Here is a 14,382-nt window from a genome sequence, read left to right as displayed (position 1 = left end):
GTGCAGCCACTAGGATGAAAGCGTACCGCCACCGCCCAACATCATGAGCGTCCCACAATTCTTTCTCGGTCGCCAACCCATCGTCGGCCGCCAGCGCGAGCTGGTGGCCTATGAGTTGCTGTTCCGCACCAGCCAGGATAACCAGGCAAGGGTGGAGGACGACGTCGCCGCCAGCGCCGCCGTCATGCAGCATGCTTTCTCCGGCCTGGGCCTCGAAGCCGTGCTGGAGGACAAGCTGGGCTTCATCAATCTGTCGGGGCCCCTGCTGCACAGCGATGCCATCGAAGTGTTGCCACGTGAGCGGGTCGTACTGGAGATCCTTGAGACCGTCGAGCTGACGCCTGCCGTGGTGGAGCGTTGCCGTGTGCTCAAGACCGCCGGCTACCGCTTGGCACTTGACGACGTCGTGGAGTTCACCGAGGCGCAGCGTGCCCTGCTGCCCCTGCTGGAAGTGGTCAAGCTGGATGTACTGGCCATGCCGCCGGCCGATATCCGACGCATCGTGGCCATGCTCAAACCCTATGGGGTGCGCCTATTGGCGGAGAAGGTGGATTCAGTCGCACAGCACGATCTTTGCATGGAGCTGGGCTGCGACCTCTTCCAGGGCTACTACTTTGCACGCCCCACCATACTGAGCGGCAAACCGGTCCAACCTTCGGCACTGCAACTGTTGAAGTTGCTGGGCCAGGTTGCTGCCGACGTCGAAACCAGCGAGCTGGAGGAAAGCCTCAAGCACGCCCCCGACCTGACGGTGCATCTGCTGAGGCTGGTGAACTCGGTGGCCTTTGGCTTGCCGCGGCAGATCTCCAGTGTCCGCACCGCGCTCAACCTTCTGGGCCGGGCTCAGTTGCACCGCTGGATACAGATCATGGTGTTCGCCCAGCAGGCCGGCAGCCAGTCTGCAGCCGACCCGCTGGTACAGACCGCGGCGATCCGTGGCCGACTGATGGAACGGCTGGTCCAGCAGCTGCAGCCTGAAGAAGTCCCGCTGGCCGACCGTGCATTCATGGTCGGTATGCTGAGCCTGATCGATGCCCTGTTCGGCAAGCCCATGCAGGAATTGATTGGCCCCTTGGGCCTGGAGGAAAGCGTGCGGTCCGCCTTGCTGACGCGCGGCGGCTGGCTGGGCAGCCTGCTGCAACTGGTGGAAGGCACGGAACAGGCCGAAGAGCGGCAGATGACCGAGCTGCTCGGACCCTTTACAGGGCTGACGCCGGACCAGCTCAACCTCTTGCAGGTGGAAGCGCTTGCCTGGGCCGCCAAGCTCGGCCAGGAAGAGCGCGACTAGGGCGGAGGCAATCCGGGTTGCACATCCGGGCGGCCCTCTCGCTGGCGCTGCTCGCGCCAGCGCTCCAACCGCTCGCGGCGTGCCTCCAGGCGTTGTCGCAACTGATTGGCCTCGCCTGGGGTGAGGTCGCCCCGCTCCAGTGCGTCACGTATCCGAGCCTCGCGATGCTGAAAACGCTCAGCGGCCAAGGCTTCACGCTGCATGGCGCGCGGCGGCGGGCGCAGCCCGCCTCCTGCCCCGCCAGAGCCAGGCATGGGACCGCCCTGTGTTCCCGCCAAGGCGGGCACAGCGAGTAGCAGGGTCAGCAGCAGGCAGGAACGGAACATGGAGCTGGGTTGGACGGTCGATCGCACAGATTGAGCATACGCTGGCCCCGGGGCCGGCGTAGGGCGCAATTGTAAACGGCCTGCTTGAGTCCGCCTTGCCGCAAAAGTTTTTTACATCTGCGCTGCGTAAGCGCAGAGCGAATCGCTACACTCCAAGCCATGAATACAACAACCGTTCCAAAGAAAATCCTGCTGATCGACGATGACCCGCGTCTACGGGAGTTGGTTCAGCGTTACCTCAACGAACAGGGCTTCTCGGTCGACGCCTTCGAAGATGCCAGCCGGCTGGAAGCGCGCCTGCAGCGCAACCGTCCACATCTGGTGCTGCTCGATCTGATGATGCCGGGTGAGGATGGGCTCTCCATCTGCCGCAAGCTGCGGGCCATGGGTGACAACATCCCAATCATCATGCTGACGGCACGCGGTGACGATATCGATCGCATCATCGGCCTCGAAATGGGTGCTGACGACTACCTGCCCAAGCCTTTCAATCCGCGTGAGTTGCTGGCTCGCATCAATGCCGTACTGCGCCGGCAGAAGGAACCCTCGGCCCTGGCCGCCCCCTTGACCGAGGGCGAGGTATTTGAGTTCGGCCCCTATCGGCTGGAGATTTCCAACCGCAAGCTGCTCAAGGATGGCGAGATCATTCCGCTCACCAACGCGGAATTCGCCCTCCTACGCGTCTTCGCCGGCCACCCTCGTGCACCGTTGTCGCGTGAGCGGCTGATGGAACTGGCACGCGGCCGTGAGCACGAGGCGTTCGACCGCAGCATAGACGTGCAAGTCTCGCGCCTACGCAAGCTGATCGAAGACAACTCCACCGAGCCTCGCTACCTGCAGACGGTATGGGGTTTCGGCTATGTCTTCGTGCCAGATGGCAGCGAGCGCTGAGGCGGCACGCAGACGCCAATGCGGTTTGACCGTTTGTTCCCCCAGACCATCTTCTGGCGGCTGGCCTGGCTGACCGCGATCGCGCTGTTCATCAGCGTGGCCTTTGCGGTGTCGTTGTTCAGCTACAACCGCCAGCAGATGATCGCCGCGCAGGTCTCCGAGCAGGTCAGTGAGGTACTGGCCGATCTGGAAGGCCAGCTCGACGACATGAGTCCGGCCGAGCGCGACGAGTGGCTGGCCATCAATCACCGTCCCTACGCCCCCCATCTCGTCAGCATGGGTACCGCCGAAGCCCCGCCATCGGCCGCCCCGCGCAGCCAGCAGACGCGGGCCATTGCCGAAGCCCTGCGGCAGCGCCTGGTGGGCGTGGGCGAGGTGCGCGAGGAGCGCGAGCCCAAGCGCCAGCTCTGGGTCAAGGTCAGCATGCTGGGCCAGCCGTGGTGGCTGGTCATCCCGCTCGGCCGCTTCAAGTCCGACCCCTTCTGGACCCTGGGCGCCAGCGTCGTGGTCTTTGCCCTGGCGGCGCTCGCCGTGGCGGCACTGTCGGCCTGGCGCCTCAACCAGCCGCTGCGTGATCTGCGAGTCGCCGCCAACCAGCTGGGGCGCGGCGAGCGACCGCGAGCGTTGCCGGAAACCGGGCCCCTGGAAGTACGCGACCTTTCCGCCAGCTTCAACCGTATGCTGGCCGACCTCGAGACCAACGAGCGCGAGCGCAATGTGATGCTGGCCGGTATCTCGCACGATCTGCGCACCCCGCTGGCCCGGCTCAAGCTGGGTATAGAGATGATGCGCGACGACTCCCTGCGGGCCGGCATGGACGAGGATGTCGAAGACATCGAGCGCATCCTCGGTCAGTTCGTCGACTTCGTGCGCGGCATGGGTACCGAGGAAGCGGTCGAGGGCGATCCGGCCGAACTGGCACGGGGCGTGGTGGCGCGCTACGCCCGTATGGGGCAGCAGATCGAGCTGCATCTCTCGGACGACCTGCCGCTCTTGCGGTTGCGGCCCTTGGCGTTGCGGCGGGCTCTGGTCAACCTGATCGACAACGCGCTGCGCTATGGCGCCGCCCCGTGGTCGCTGACGGTGCAGCGCGAAGCGGACAAGCTGTGCTTTGTGGTGCGTGACCATGGTCCCGGCATCCCCGAAGCCCAACAGCAGGAAGCGCGTAAGCCCTTCCACCGGCTGGATACTGCCCGTCGGGCCGATGGTGGCAGCGGTTTGGGCCTCGCCATCGTCGATCGCATCGCGTTGTCGCACGGTGGTGAGCTCTGCCTGTGCAATGCCAGTGACGGGGGCCTGAGCGCCACCCTGGCGGTACCGCTCGAAACCGAATAAGGCGATCGCCCCCCGCTGGTGCATGCAACGCACCGCCTGCGCAGCATTGCTGCACGATGGTGCAAGTCTTGCCCTCCCTCCTCATATCGCCCCCCGCCCTGCCTCGCGCGCGACCGGTGGCATGCTGCTTGCTGAAGCCGCCACCACACCCACCTTGCAGGCGACGTCACGAGCGTCGCAATTACCATGTCCCTTACTCCACAAGACCACCTCAAGGGCCAGGGCTGGCCCGGCATGTCCTGGTTCGGCAATACCGGCCGCCTGTCGCTACGCTGGGCTACTTGGCTGAACCAGGGGCGCCGCCACGAGATCGAGCAAACCTTTGCCGGCATCGCCCATACCCGCGTGCAACTCTTGCAGACCTGGGCCGAGCAGCACTGGGCCTTGCTGGAGCAACTGGCCGCAGACCTGGCCAAGAGCTGGCCCAAGCTCGATGAGGCCAACTTGCAAGCGGCATTGACCCATGCGCCCGACCCGAGCGAATTGCTGCTGGTCGACCCCAGCGGCCAGGTGCTGTACAGCACCCACGCACCACACCGCGGCAAGCAGATCCTGCCCTCCGCTGCACTGCAATGCGGCCTGAAAGCACGCTTTCTGCACGGCCCTTATGTCGATCCAGCCAGCCTGGCCGTCGGCCCCAGCAGCTCGCGCTTCCATGATGCTGTCACCTTGATGTACTACCAGCCGGTACACCGCGGTGGCGAACTGCTGGGCTGCCTGTGTGCACGGGTACCCAACGATGTGCTGGGTGATCTGATCCAGCGTGAGGCCGGCCACGTCTTCCGTGACTCCGGTGACAACTACCTGTTTATGATCAAACCGGGCCTCGATAGCAGCATCCAACCCGGTACCGCACTATCGCGTTCGCGCTTTGAAGATGCCACCTTCACCGGTGGCGACAACCTCAAGCAGGGTGTAGCCACCGCCTACGGCGAAGTCCGGGTCAAGCAGCACACCGAATTCGAACTACGCTTCACCGACCCCGCCACCGGTGCCCTACACCCGGGGGTAGCGGCCACCATCGCGCACGGCGGTAATCTGTCGGTCGGCTATCCTGGCTACCCGGACTATCGCCATATCCCGGTGATCGGCGCCGGCGTCACCCTCAGCCTGCCCGGCTCGCCAGATCGCTGGGGCATGATGTGTGAGGCCGATCTGGAAGAGGTCTACCGGCATCGCCCCCTGTCTCTCAAGCTGGGCTTCTGGCAAGCCTGCTGCGGCCTCCTGGCCGCGTTGGCATTATGCCTCTGGAGCGGTGCCGGCCTGCGCGGCCAGGGGCTGCCCATCGTGGTCACGGTGCTCGCCAGCAATATGCTGTTCTGGTTGCTGGCGGGCGGCCCGCTGACGCGCCGCCTGGATAGTCTCAATCGTTTCTTCCTCAATATTGCCGAACGCGGTGCACCGCTATCCGGCCGGCTCGACACAGCCAACTTCCCTCATGACGAAACCGGCGCACAGGCACGCTGGATCAACAGCTTTGTCGATAAAATGGATGAGACGCTCAAGAGCATGACTCGCGTCTCGAGCGAGCTGGCACAGGGTTCGCAAAGACTGGGACAGGTCTCAGGCGATGTACGGCAGGCTGCACATGCGCAAAACCAGGCTGCCATGACCGCCAGTGGCGCGGTTCAGGAAATGGGCCAGGCCATTGCCAGCGTGGCGGAGCACAGTGCCCACACCGAGGCCGCCTCGCACGATACGGTCGCACTCTCGGCCGAAGGTGAACGGGTGATCCAGCAGACCGCCGCCGACATCACTGCCCTGAGCGGGGCGGTACGCGACTCAGTCGGCGCCCTGGCAGCTTTGGGGGAACGGGCCGGCGACATAGGCAGGATCGCCACTACCATCCGCGAGATCGCCGACCAGACCAATCTGTTGGCACTCAACGCCGCGATTGAAGCCGCTCGCGCCGGCGAAAGTGGCCGCGGCTTCGCCGTGGTAGCGGACGAAGTACGCAAGCTGGCCGAGCGGACCACCGCCGCAACCAGCGAGATCGGCAGCACCTTGAGCGCCATCGAGACTGATATGAATACCGCCAGTGCAGCGGTTGCGGCCTGCGAAAGTACTGCCAGCCAGGGCTTGCAACAGGCCGATTCGGCCAGCCAAGCCCTGCGCCGCATCAATGAAGGCGCACGCGCCACCTTGAGCCGCGTGGCCGAGATCAGCGCCGCCATGCGCGAGCAGCAAACCCGAGCCAGCCAGATCAGCCATGAAGTTGGGCAGATAGGCATAGGCTCAGGCCAGAGCCTGGCCGCCGCCCAAGAGGCCCAGCTACGGGTACAGCAGCTGGGGCTGCTGGTCCTGGACCTGCAGCGTACCTCGGCCCGCTTGCGGCAGCTGCCGGTAGCCGAGCCCCGCTAGTCAGCTGACTCCTCGCTCGTCCCGCAGCGATTCGGCTGCGGGGCAGAGCCCGGTTTGCGCTATATTCCCGGCACAAACCGATAAGGAGACAACATGAAGCTGCTCAAACGCCTCGTGCTGGGATTGGCCGGGCTGGTTGCACTCTTGCTGGTCATTGGTCTCCTACTGCCCAGCCACTATGCCGTGCAGCGCAGTACCGAGATACAGGCCCCGGCTGACAAGGTCTTCGCCCACCTCGACGCACCGGCTGCCTGGAAGGCCTGGACGGTATGGAACCGGCGCGACCCGCAGATGAAGATCGCCTACAGCGGCCCCGAGCGCGGCGTGAATGCCGCCTGGCGCTGGGAGAGCGCGACTGAAGGCAACGGTGGCATGGTATTCACCGCCATCGATCCGAACCGCCAGCTGACCTACCGGCTCGAATTCCCCGACATGGGCATGGTTTCCACCGGCGTACTGTTGCTGGAGCCGGCCGGCAACGGTACGCGTGTGACCTGGACCAATGAGGGCGACATGGGCCGTAATCCGGTCAACCGCTACTTCGGCCTGCTCATGGACAAGATGGTGGGCCCGGACTTCGAGAGCGGGCTCGCCAACCTCAAACAGATCGTCGAAAAACAGGGCTGATCGGCCCATTCTTTGCCGCGGGCAGGCAGATCCCTGCTTGCGGTGTCTTGCCTACATAAAACAGGAGACAAACTCGATGCAGGTGAATCAAAGCGTATTTCTGGTCAGCGGCGGTGCATCCGGGCTCGGTGCAGCGGTTGCGCGCATGGCGGTCGCCCAGGGCGGCAAGGTGGTCATCGTCGACCGCAACGAAGCGGCCGGCTTGGCCCTGGCCCAGGAACTGGGCGGCGCAGCCGTCTTCGCCCCGGCCGATGTCAGCAATGAAGCCAGCTGCCAGGCAGCCGTAGCCCTGGCGGGGGCCCACTTTGGCCGGCTGGATATACTGGTCAATTGCGCCGGCATCGTCCACGGCGAAAAAGTGGTCGGCAAGGAAGCTGCCCACGCGCTGGAGAGCTTCAAACGCGTCATCGACGTCAACCTGGTAGGCAGCTTCAACCTCCTGCGGCTCGCCGCCGACGCCATGAGCAAGCAGTCTGTCCAAGCCACGGGCGAGCGCGGCGTGATCATCAACACGGCCTCGGTGGCCGCCTTCGACGGCCAGATCGGCCAGTGCGCCTATACCGCCTCCAAGGCCGGCATCGTGGGCATGACCCTGCCCGCAGCACGCGAGCTGGCGCGCTTCGGTGTGCGCGTGATGACCATTGCTCCCGGCATCTTCAAGACCCCCATGATGGCCAGCCTGCCGCAGGAAGTTCAGGACAGCCTGGGCGCCAACGTGCCCTTCCCCTCCCGTTTGGGTGACCCGGCCGAGTATGCCCAGCTGGTCATGGCCATTGTCGGCAACCCCATGCTCAACGGTGAGGTGATACGCCTGGACGGCGCCCTGCGCATGCAACCCAAGTAAGCGGCCTAATAAAACAAAACGCCCCGCAATGCGGGGCGTTTTGCTTGCTGCAACCGACCAGCTCAGGCGGAGAAGGAAGAACCGCAGCCGCAGGTCGAGGTGGCGTTCGGGTTCTTGATGGTGAACTGCGAGCCTTCGATGCTTTCGACATAGTCGATCTCGGCGCCGACCAGGTATTGGTAGCTCATCGGATCGACCAGCAGGGTCACACCGTTCTTGCTGAACGGGGTGTCATCCTCGTTGGTGATCTCGTCGAAGGTGAAGCCGTACTGGAAGCCGGAACAGCCACCGCCGGTCACGAACACGCGCAGCTTGAGGTCGGGATTGCCTTCCTCGGCGATCAGCTCGGCCACCTTGGCGGCGGCATTGTCGGTAAAGATGAACGGGGTTGCGACGTCAGCGGGCGCATTCATGAGGTGACTCCAGACGATTCAATGATTTAGGTGCGATTATCCGCGCTTCTCGGGCATTTGTTAACCCTTTGCGCGCAAGGGTCTTGCGAACGATCTCGGCATATAGATGCGGTCACTTGGTCGCGGTTTCAACCTTGGCCGCCAGCAGCGGTACCGGCTGATCCTTGCCGCCCAGATGGATCAACTGGCCGGACACCACGGCACCGGGGTGCATTTCCAGGGTTTTGTAGTGCACATCACCCTGCACACGGCACTTGGACTGCAGCTCCAGGTAGTTCGCAGCGTAGATCGGGCCTTCCACGGCACCATTCAGCACCAGGTGTGCAACCCGCACGGTACCCTTGATACGGGCCTTCTCGCTCACCACCAGGGTGCTCTGCTTATCGTCGGCTGCGGTCACGTCACCGTGAATCTCGCCATCAACGCGCAGCCCACCGGAAAAGGTCATATTGCCGACGATCTTGGTCTCCAGGCCGATCAGGCTGTCGATGCGGTTGCTGGCTTTCTGCTTGTCGTTACCGAACACGGGTCATCCTTTCACGTCGTAGGTACGCGAGAGTTTTACGCGGCTCTCTCCCGCAGCATAGATACGCAGCTCCACCTGCTTGAGGCGGCTGTCGGGGGGCAATTCCGTCTCCCGCTCAAGGCGGGTATAGCGCGCCACGGTCAAAGGCAGCCGTGCGGCGGGCCAATTCATGGTCTCGCGCCGGCCACCACGCTCCACCACCAGGCGGAAGTCGGCCTCGCCTTTGAAGGCTTCCTGGCTGGACTGCCCCTGCACCAGGATGGCACGCAGGCTATAGCGGCCCGGGGCCAGCGATTCGACCCGGAATTGGTCGATGGCCAGCGCAGGTGCCCGGTCGGTCTTGGTCAAGAGCGACTCGTAGAAGGCAATCTGTTCGCGCAAACCGCCGTTGTCGGTCTGCAGCTGGACTATCTGCTTGGAGAGGGTCTCTCGGGTGGTCGTCTCCAGCCGCAATTGCTGCTCCAGCCCCTGCAAGCGCTGGCGGCTCTCACGCAGATCAGCTTCCAGACGACCGTTCTGCAGGCTGGCCCCCTGGGCCGCCGGGCTATTGGCCGCCTGTTCGCGACCGGCCTGCACCCCCTGGTGGAACAGAGACCAGCCCACCGCTGCCATCAGCAGCAGTGCCAACATCAAAAGGCCCGCACGGGCATACCAAGGCAAATGCCGGCGCACCGCCAAGCGGGCGGTGGCCAGGTGGTTGCCGCGTCGTTTCCAACGCCCGATCATGGCGTGGGCTTAAGGCAGCAGCGGAACAATGTCGAGCCCCAGCCCTTCGGGCAAACCAAAGAGCAGATTCATGTTCTGCACGGCCTGGCCGGCGGCGCCCTTCACCAGATTGTCGATGACCGACAGGATCACGACAGTATCGCCGCCCAGGGGGCGGTGTACCGCGATACGACAGATATTGGAACCGCGCACCGAACGGGTTTCCGGCGTACTGCCGGCTGGCATCACGTCAACAAAGCGCTTGTTGGCATAACGCTGTTCAAAGAGGGCCTGCACATCCACGTCCTTGGTCAGGCGAGCGTACAGCGTGGCATGAATGCCGCGGATCAACGGTGTCAGATGGGGCACGAAGGTCAGGCCGACCGGGGTCGGGCTGGCGCGGTCGAGACCCTGTTTGATCTCGGGTAGGTGGCGATGGCCACCTACGCCGTAGGCCTTGAAGTTGTCGCCGGCTTCGGCAAACAAGGTGTGCACCTCGGCCTTGCGGCCGGCGCCGGAGACACCCGACTTGCAGTCGGCGATCAGGCTGGCGGTATCCACCACACCCGCTTCTATCAGCGGCAGAAAGCCCAGTTGCACGGCAGTGGGGTAGCACCCGGGGTTGGCAATCAGGCGCGCCTGGCGGATCTGCTCGCGGTTGACTTCGGGCAGGCCATAGACGGCCTCTGCCACCAGCTCCGGGCTGGCGTGGCTCATGCCATACCACTTCTCCCACTCGGCCACATCACGAATGCGGAAGTCGGCTGCCAGGTCGATGACCTTTACGCCGGCAGCGAGCAGTGCCGCCGCTTCCTGCATGGCGATCCCATTGGGCGTGGCAAAGAACACCACGTCGCAGTTTTCCAGTTGGGCCTCGGCCGGGGTAGAGAACTTCAGGTCTACATAACCACGCAGGCTGGGATACATCTCGGCCACCGGCATGCCGGCTTCCTTGCGCGAGGTGATGGCCGTCAGCTTGACGCCACCGTGCCGCGCCAACAGGCGCATCAATTCCACCCCGGTGTAACCGGTACCGCCGACTATGCCAACCTTGATCATGTTCGTATTCCAGCCAAAAAAGCCCCAGGAGGGCGATCATACAACGATTCGTTGATATGCCGGATAGATAGCGCCACCAAGAAAAAAAGCCGCCAGTATTCCTGGCGGCTTTTCTCCCGGCTTGCGCCGGCGTACTCGAACGAATCTTCGCGTCGAATCTCGGGCGGCTTAGCGCTTCGAGAACTGCTTGGCACGGCGAGCTTTACGCAGGCCGACCTTCTTACGTTCGACTTCACGAGCATCGCGGGTCACCAGACCGGCCTTCGACAGCGTGGGCTTCAGCGCAGCGTCGAATTCGATCAGGGCACGGGTGATGCCATGGCGCAGAGCGCCGGCTTGGCCGGTTTCACCGCCGCCAGCGACGTTCACGAGGATGTCGAAGGCTTCGAGGTTCTCGGTCAGCGTCAGCGGCTGACGAACGACCATGCGGCCGGTTTCGCGCGAGAAGTATTCATCCAGCGGCTTGCCGTTGACGACGATCTTGCCAGTGCCCTTGGTCAGGAACACGCGAGCTACCGAGCTCTTGCGACGGCCAGTGCCGTAGTAATACTTGCCAACCATGTTGTCAGTCCTTGTATCTGATTAGGTTAGATCTCGAGGACTTTAGGCTGTTGCGCAACGTGCGGATGCTCTGCGCTAGCGTAGACCTTGAGCTTCTTGATCATGGCGTAGCCGAGCGGGCCCTTGGGCAGCATGCCCTTGACGGCCTTTTCGAGCACGCGCTCAGGGAAACGTTCCTGCATTTCGGTGAAGGAACGCTCATAGATACCGCCCGGGTAGCCCGAGTGGCGGAAATAGGTTTTTTGCAGTGCCTTGTCGCCAGTTACGCGCAGCTTGCCGGCATTGACGACGACAATGAAGTCACCGGTGTCGACGTGCGGGGTGTAGATGGCTTTGTGCTTGCCACGCAGGCGGTGAGCGATTTCGGCAGCGAGGCGACCGAGCACTTTGTCGGTGGCGTCTACCACGAACCAGTCACGCTGTACCTCGTGCGGCTTTGCGGAGAAGGTTTTCATACGGCTCTTCCAGATTCGTTCGATTTACGGAAAGTCGCGCATTCTATTTGAAAAAACAATGCGCTGTCAAACCAAACAATGAGATGGCGCAGGGCAAGCGTCGCAAACGCGCCCCATGTTAAGCGTCTCTCCTTGCATGCTGCAGGCCTGGGCGCCTGTTCGGGGTCTTTCCACGTCTCTCCCGCAGCGCGGTGGCGAAAAGATTTTGAACAGGCGCTAGGCAGCGATGTTCCACGGATCAGTCACGATCCTGCGGCAGCATTGTATGCTTGGTCACCATCCGCCGCGGACAAAAAAAAGCGCAAGCCATTCGGGCTTGCGCGTAATTCCACCAAAGAAGGAGGATGGAGGAGACAACATCAAAGCACACACATTGCGTGTACAGCCTCAATGCAGTTCGCATCCTACGCGAAGCTTACAGTTCAGGCAAGTGCTTTTTTGTGCAGTGCGCCATAAAAATGGCGAACGGGAATAAAGTTACAAGAATTTTGGCTAAAGAGAATTGATTTTCGGCCGTCAAACTACAAATCTGTAAGCGCAGCGTAGGCTTTATGCATTCTGGCTTGCGCAATGCGACAAATTACCCCCTACCGAAACCAAGAGACCACCATGCGTGCACGTATCAAATGGATAGAGAATGTCAGCTTCCTCGCTCAGAGCGAGACCGGCCATGCCGTATTGATGGACGGTGCGCCGGCTGCCGGCGGCCAGAATCTCGGTCCCCGGCCGATGGAGATGGTCTTGATGGGTACCGGCGGCTGCACCGCCTTTGACGTGGTCGCCATCCTGAAGAAGGGCCGCGCCGATATCGTCGACTGCGAGGTACAGCTGGAAGCCGAGCGAGCCGATACCGACCCCAAGGTCTTCACCCGTATCCACATGCACTTCGTGGTCAAGGGCCGCCAGCTCAAGCATGAGCAGGTCAAGCGGGCGATCGAGCTGTCGGCCGAGAAGTACTGCTCGGCCTCCATCATGCTGGCCAAGACCGCCAACATCACCCACGACTTCGAGATCGTAGAGCTCTAGGCCCAACCTAGGCGGTTGCCGGCTCCGACTCCACCCGCTTGGGTAGCACCAGCAGGTGGCGGGCCGGCGAGCGGCGCAGTGCATGCCAAGCCAGTGCGGCGCCGAGCGCGCCAATCACGTGTAGCGCGCCGCGCAGCCCCAGCGCAGTTCCCAACGCTCCGCCCAGCAAGGCGCCCAGGGGTGCCGGCGCCACGGTGAGGAAGCGCATGGTGGCGATCATGCGGCCCAGCAGTTCATCCGGCGTGACCGCGGCACGGGCCGCCAGGTAGTTGATCGAGAACAGGGTGGCGCCAAAAGAGAACAGGCACTGGCAGAGGCTGAACCAGAGCATGGTCGGCCCAAAACCGGTGGGAATCAGGCCAAAACCCAGCCAGGCCGATGAGGTCGCGACAAAGCCCCAGCCCACCGTCGGGCCTATGCCCAGCCGGCGGCCCAAGGTGCCAGCGCTGAGTGCGGCCGTCAGGCTACCCAGGCCACCCAGCATATAGCTCATGCCCATGCGGCCGGCATCCATCCCCAGCTCGCGGGTGGCATACAGCACCAGCACGGCCGCCAGCATATAGTTGAGCAGCTGCCAGCAGGCGGTCTGGATGGCGAAAGCACGCAATAGCGGCATCTCCCAGACCAGCTTCAGGCCAGCCTTGATCTCCTCCCATACCGAGCTGTCATCGCTACGCGGCGCCGGTGCGGGTTCATCCGCACGTATGGTGCGCAAGATCAAGGCCGAGGCGATAAAGGAGCTGGCGTTGAACAGGATGGCGACGGGCGCGCTGAGCCATTGGATCAGGATACCGGCAAGACCCGGCGCCATGACCTGGGCGGTAGAGGACGTCGCCATGAACTTGCTGTGCGCCTCAACCAGCCTGTCTTTGCCGATCAGGGTAGCGACATAGCTCTGGTGGGCCGAGCCGCCGACCACCTCACCGCTGAGGCACAGAAAGCCCACCACCCACAGTACCGGCATGGACAGCCAGCCCAACCCGGCAGCGATCGGTACCGTCAAGAGCGCCAGGGCACAGCCGATATCGCGCAACATCATCAGCGGCATGCGACGCACGCGGTCGATCAATACCCCGGCATGCAGGCTGAACAGCGCAAAGGGCAACACCTCAATGGCCGACAGCACGCCCATCTCCATGGGGGTGGCGTGCAGCAGCACCGCTGCAGTCAATGGCAAGGCAAGGTGGGAGATATAGGAGCCGAAGTCGGAAATGCCCTGCGCCAGCCACAGGCGCACAAAATCGGGATTCCGCCACAGCCCGGTCAGGCGGACGCGGCGCATGGATCGGGACTCGGTGGTCATCACGGGGCATACCACCCCGCAGGGCTTATATACGATATGACAGGCTGGTCATGACCTTGGACATGGCACGCATGGCGGCCTTGGCCGGCAGGGGCAGCTCGGCAGCACCCAAGGTCACTGCCATCTCGGCATGCTGGGTCTCATCGATGTGCATCTGGCTGACAATGGCGCGGCTGCGGGCGTCTTCGCTCGGCAGCGCCTGCAGGTGGCTGGCCAGGTGCTCCCCCACCTGCCGCTCGGTCTCGGCCAGAAAGCCCAGGTTCCAACGATCGCCGATCAGGCCAGCGGTCACACCCATGGCCAAGGAACCGGCATACCACAATGGATTGAGCAGGCTTTGCCGGCCACCAAGCTCGGCAATGCGTCGCTCGGTCCAGGCCAGATGCTCCACTTCTTCATGTGCGGCCTGGCGCAACGCCTCACGCGCCTTGTCGTCGCGGGCGGTCAGCGCCTGGCCCTGGTAGAGCGCCTGGGCACAGACCTCGCCACAGTGGTTGACCCGCATCAGGCCTGCGGCATGGCGGCGAGCCGCACTGTCGAGTTCGGTCTCGGCAAGCTCGGCATCGGGGTGCGGGCGCAAGCTGGCTGCCGGCGCAAAAACGGTACGCAGCGCGCGGTCGAATTCGGTGATCAGCTTGTCCATGGTGCACTCCTCTATCGGT

16 protein-coding genes are annotated in these 14,382 nt (G+C 63.4%); 7 read left to right on the top strand and 9 right to left on the bottom strand.

Going from position 1 to position 14,382, the window contains the following annotated elements:
* Positions 1-43 precede the first annotated feature (43 nt).
* Positions 44-1,288, top strand: a complete 1,245-nt coding sequence (locus VIM95_RS14000; protein ID WP_331986667.1) for an EAL and HDOD domain-containing protein — start codon at positions 44-46, stop codon at positions 1,286-1,288.
* On the opposite strand, the gene VIM95_RS13995 is transcribed toward VIM95_RS14000, so the two are convergent.
* Complete coding sequence (locus VIM95_RS13995; protein ID WP_331986665.1) at positions 1,285-1,614, bottom strand: hypothetical protein; 330 nt, start codon at positions 1,612-1,614, stop codon at positions 1,285-1,287. The genes VIM95_RS14000 and VIM95_RS13995 overlap by 4 nt on opposite strands.
* Before the next feature lie 159 nt (positions 1,615-1,773).
* On the opposite strand from VIM95_RS13995, the gene ompR reads away from it, so the two are divergent.
* From ompR to VIM95_RS13970, 5 genes are all read left to right on the top strand, one after another.
* Positions 1,774-2,505 carry a two-component system response regulator OmpR gene (gene ompR, locus VIM95_RS13990; protein WP_331986663.1) on the top strand — a complete coding sequence of 244 codons (732 nt, stop codon included), beginning with the start codon at positions 1,774-1,776 and terminating at the stop codon, positions 2,503-2,505.
* An 18-nt stretch (positions 2,506-2,523) separates the two neighbouring features.
* Positions 2,524-3,840 carry an ATP-binding protein gene (locus VIM95_RS13985; RefSeq protein WP_331986661.1) on the top strand — a complete coding sequence of 439 codons (1,317 nt, stop codon included), beginning with the start codon at positions 2,524-2,526 and terminating at the stop codon, positions 3,838-3,840.
* Positions 3,841-4,026: 186 nt separating this feature from the next.
* Complete coding sequence (locus tag VIM95_RS13980) at positions 4,027-6,201, top strand: methyl-accepting chemotaxis protein (RefSeq protein WP_331986659.1); 2,175 nt, start codon at positions 4,027-4,029, stop codon at positions 6,199-6,201.
* A 93-nt stretch (positions 6,202-6,294) separates the two neighbouring features.
* Positions 6,295-6,828: an SRPBCC family protein gene (locus tag VIM95_RS13975; protein WP_331986658.1), complete on the top strand. Its 534-nt coding sequence runs from the start codon at positions 6,295-6,297 to the stop codon at positions 6,826-6,828.
* Positions 6,829-6,904: 76 nt separating this feature from the next.
* The gene (locus VIM95_RS13970; RefSeq protein WP_331986657.1) at positions 6,905-7,672 is read left to right on the top strand and encodes a 3-hydroxyacyl-CoA dehydrogenase; all 768 of its coding nucleotides are present in this window, start codon (positions 6,905-6,907) and stop codon (positions 7,670-7,672) included.
* 62 nt (positions 7,673-7,734) lie between these two features.
* On the opposite strand, the gene erpA is transcribed toward VIM95_RS13970, so the two are convergent.
* From erpA to rplM, 6 genes are all read right to left on the bottom strand, one after another.
* On the bottom strand, positions 7,735-8,085 hold the full coding sequence (gene erpA / locus VIM95_RS13965) for an iron-sulfur cluster insertion protein ErpA (protein ID WP_331986655.1): 351 nt from the start codon (positions 8,083-8,085) through the stop codon (positions 7,735-7,737).
* A gap of 112 nt (positions 8,086-8,197) precedes the next feature.
* Complete coding sequence (locus tag VIM95_RS13960) at positions 8,198-8,611, bottom strand: polymer-forming cytoskeletal protein (protein WP_331986653.1); 414 nt, start codon at positions 8,609-8,611, stop codon at positions 8,198-8,200.
* Positions 8,612-8,614: 3 nt separating this feature from the next.
* Positions 8,615-9,337 carry a DUF6776 family protein gene (locus VIM95_RS13955; RefSeq protein WP_331986651.1) on the bottom strand — a complete coding sequence of 241 codons (723 nt, stop codon included), beginning with the start codon at positions 9,335-9,337 and terminating at the stop codon, positions 8,615-8,617.
* A gap of 9 nt (positions 9,338-9,346) precedes the next feature.
* On the bottom strand, positions 9,347-10,375 hold the full coding sequence (gene argC, locus VIM95_RS13950; RefSeq protein ID WP_331986649.1) for an N-acetyl-gamma-glutamyl-phosphate reductase: 1,029 nt from the start codon (positions 10,373-10,375) through the stop codon (positions 9,347-9,349).
* A gap of 168 nt (positions 10,376-10,543) precedes the next feature.
* Positions 10,544-10,936, bottom strand: a complete 393-nt coding sequence (rpsI, locus tag VIM95_RS13945) for a 30S ribosomal protein S9 (protein WP_331986647.1) — start codon at positions 10,934-10,936, stop codon at positions 10,544-10,546.
* Positions 10,937-10,962: 26 nt separating this feature from the next.
* The gene (gene rplM, locus VIM95_RS13940; RefSeq protein ID WP_331986645.1) at positions 10,963-11,391 is read right to left on the bottom strand and encodes a 50S ribosomal protein L13; all 429 of its coding nucleotides are present in this window, start codon (positions 11,389-11,391) and stop codon (positions 10,963-10,965) included.
* A gap of 609 nt (positions 11,392-12,000) precedes the next feature.
* Here rplM and VIM95_RS13935 point away from each other — a divergent pair.
* Complete coding sequence (locus VIM95_RS13935) at positions 12,001-12,417, top strand: OsmC family protein (protein WP_331986643.1); 417 nt, start codon at positions 12,001-12,003, stop codon at positions 12,415-12,417.
* 7 nt (positions 12,418-12,424) lie between these two features.
* On the opposite strand, the gene VIM95_RS13930 is transcribed toward VIM95_RS13935, so the two are convergent.
* Together VIM95_RS13930 and coq7 are read right to left on the bottom strand one after the other, a co-directional pair.
* Positions 12,425-13,699, bottom strand: a complete 1,275-nt coding sequence (locus VIM95_RS13930) for an MFS transporter (protein ID WP_331986641.1) — start codon at positions 13,697-13,699, stop codon at positions 12,425-12,427.
* A 46-nt stretch (positions 13,700-13,745) separates the two neighbouring features.
* Complete coding sequence (coq7, locus tag VIM95_RS13925) at positions 13,746-14,363, bottom strand: 2-polyprenyl-3-methyl-6-methoxy-1,4-benzoquinone monooxygenase (RefSeq protein WP_331986639.1); 618 nt, start codon at positions 14,361-14,363, stop codon at positions 13,746-13,748.
* Between the last annotated feature and the right edge of the window lie 19 nt (positions 14,364-14,382).

It is taken from the genome of Chitinimonas sp., from assembly GCF_036568685.1.
In the GTDB taxonomy this organism is placed as follows: domain Bacteria; phylum Pseudomonadota; class Gammaproteobacteria; order Burkholderiales; family Chitinimonadaceae; genus Chitinimonas.
This window is presented reverse-complemented; position numbering and strand designations above follow the sequence as displayed.

Excerpts from the sequence above, each read along its gene's own strand:
- coq7 (WP_331986639.1), bottom strand. The coding sequence starts at position 14,363 with ATGGACAAGCTGATCACCGAATTCGACCGCGCGCTGCGTACCGTTTTT.
- VIM95_RS13975 (WP_331986658.1), top strand. The coding sequence starts at position 6,295 with ATGAAGCTGCTCAAACGCCTCGTGCTGGGATTGGCCGGGCTGGTTGCA.
- rplM (WP_331986645.1), bottom strand. The coding sequence starts at position 11,391 with ATGAAAACCTTCTCCGCAAAGCCGCACGAGGTACAGCGTGACTGGTTC.
- VIM95_RS13930 (WP_331986641.1), bottom strand. The coding sequence starts at position 13,699 with ATGCGCCGCGTCCGCCTGACCGGGCTGTGGCGGAATCCCGATTTTGTG.
- rpsI (WP_331986647.1), bottom strand. The coding sequence starts at position 10,936 with ATGGTTGGCAAGTATTACTACGGCACTGGCCGTCGCAAGAGCTCGGTA.
- VIM95_RS14000 (WP_331986667.1), top strand. The coding sequence starts at position 44 with ATGAGCGTCCCACAATTCTTTCTCGGTCGCCAACCCATCGTCGGCCGC.
- argC (WP_331986649.1), bottom strand. The coding sequence starts at position 10,375 with ATGATCAAGGTTGGCATAGTCGGCGGTACCGGTTACACCGGGGTGGAA.
- VIM95_RS13980 (WP_331986659.1), top strand. The coding sequence starts at position 4,027 with ATGTCCCTTACTCCACAAGACCACCTCAAGGGCCAGGGCTGGCCCGGC.
- ompR (WP_331986663.1), top strand. The coding sequence starts at position 1,774 with ATGAATACAACAACCGTTCCAAAGAAAATCCTGCTGATCGACGATGAC.
- VIM95_RS13955 (WP_331986651.1), bottom strand. The coding sequence starts at position 9,337 with ATGATCGGGCGTTGGAAACGACGCGGCAACCACCTGGCCACCGCCCGC.
- VIM95_RS13935 (WP_331986643.1), top strand. The coding sequence starts at position 12,001 with ATGCGTGCACGTATCAAATGGATAGAGAATGTCAGCTTCCTCGCTCAG.
- VIM95_RS13995 (WP_331986665.1), bottom strand. The coding sequence starts at position 1,614 with ATGTTCCGTTCCTGCCTGCTGCTGACCCTGCTACTCGCTGTGCCCGCC.
- erpA (WP_331986655.1), bottom strand. The coding sequence starts at position 8,085 with ATGAATGCGCCCGCTGACGTCGCAACCCCGTTCATCTTTACCGACAAT.
- VIM95_RS13970 (WP_331986657.1), top strand. The coding sequence starts at position 6,905 with ATGCAGGTGAATCAAAGCGTATTTCTGGTCAGCGGCGGTGCATCCGGG.
- VIM95_RS13985 (WP_331986661.1), top strand. The coding sequence starts at position 2,524 with ATGCGGTTTGACCGTTTGTTCCCCCAGACCATCTTCTGGCGGCTGGCC.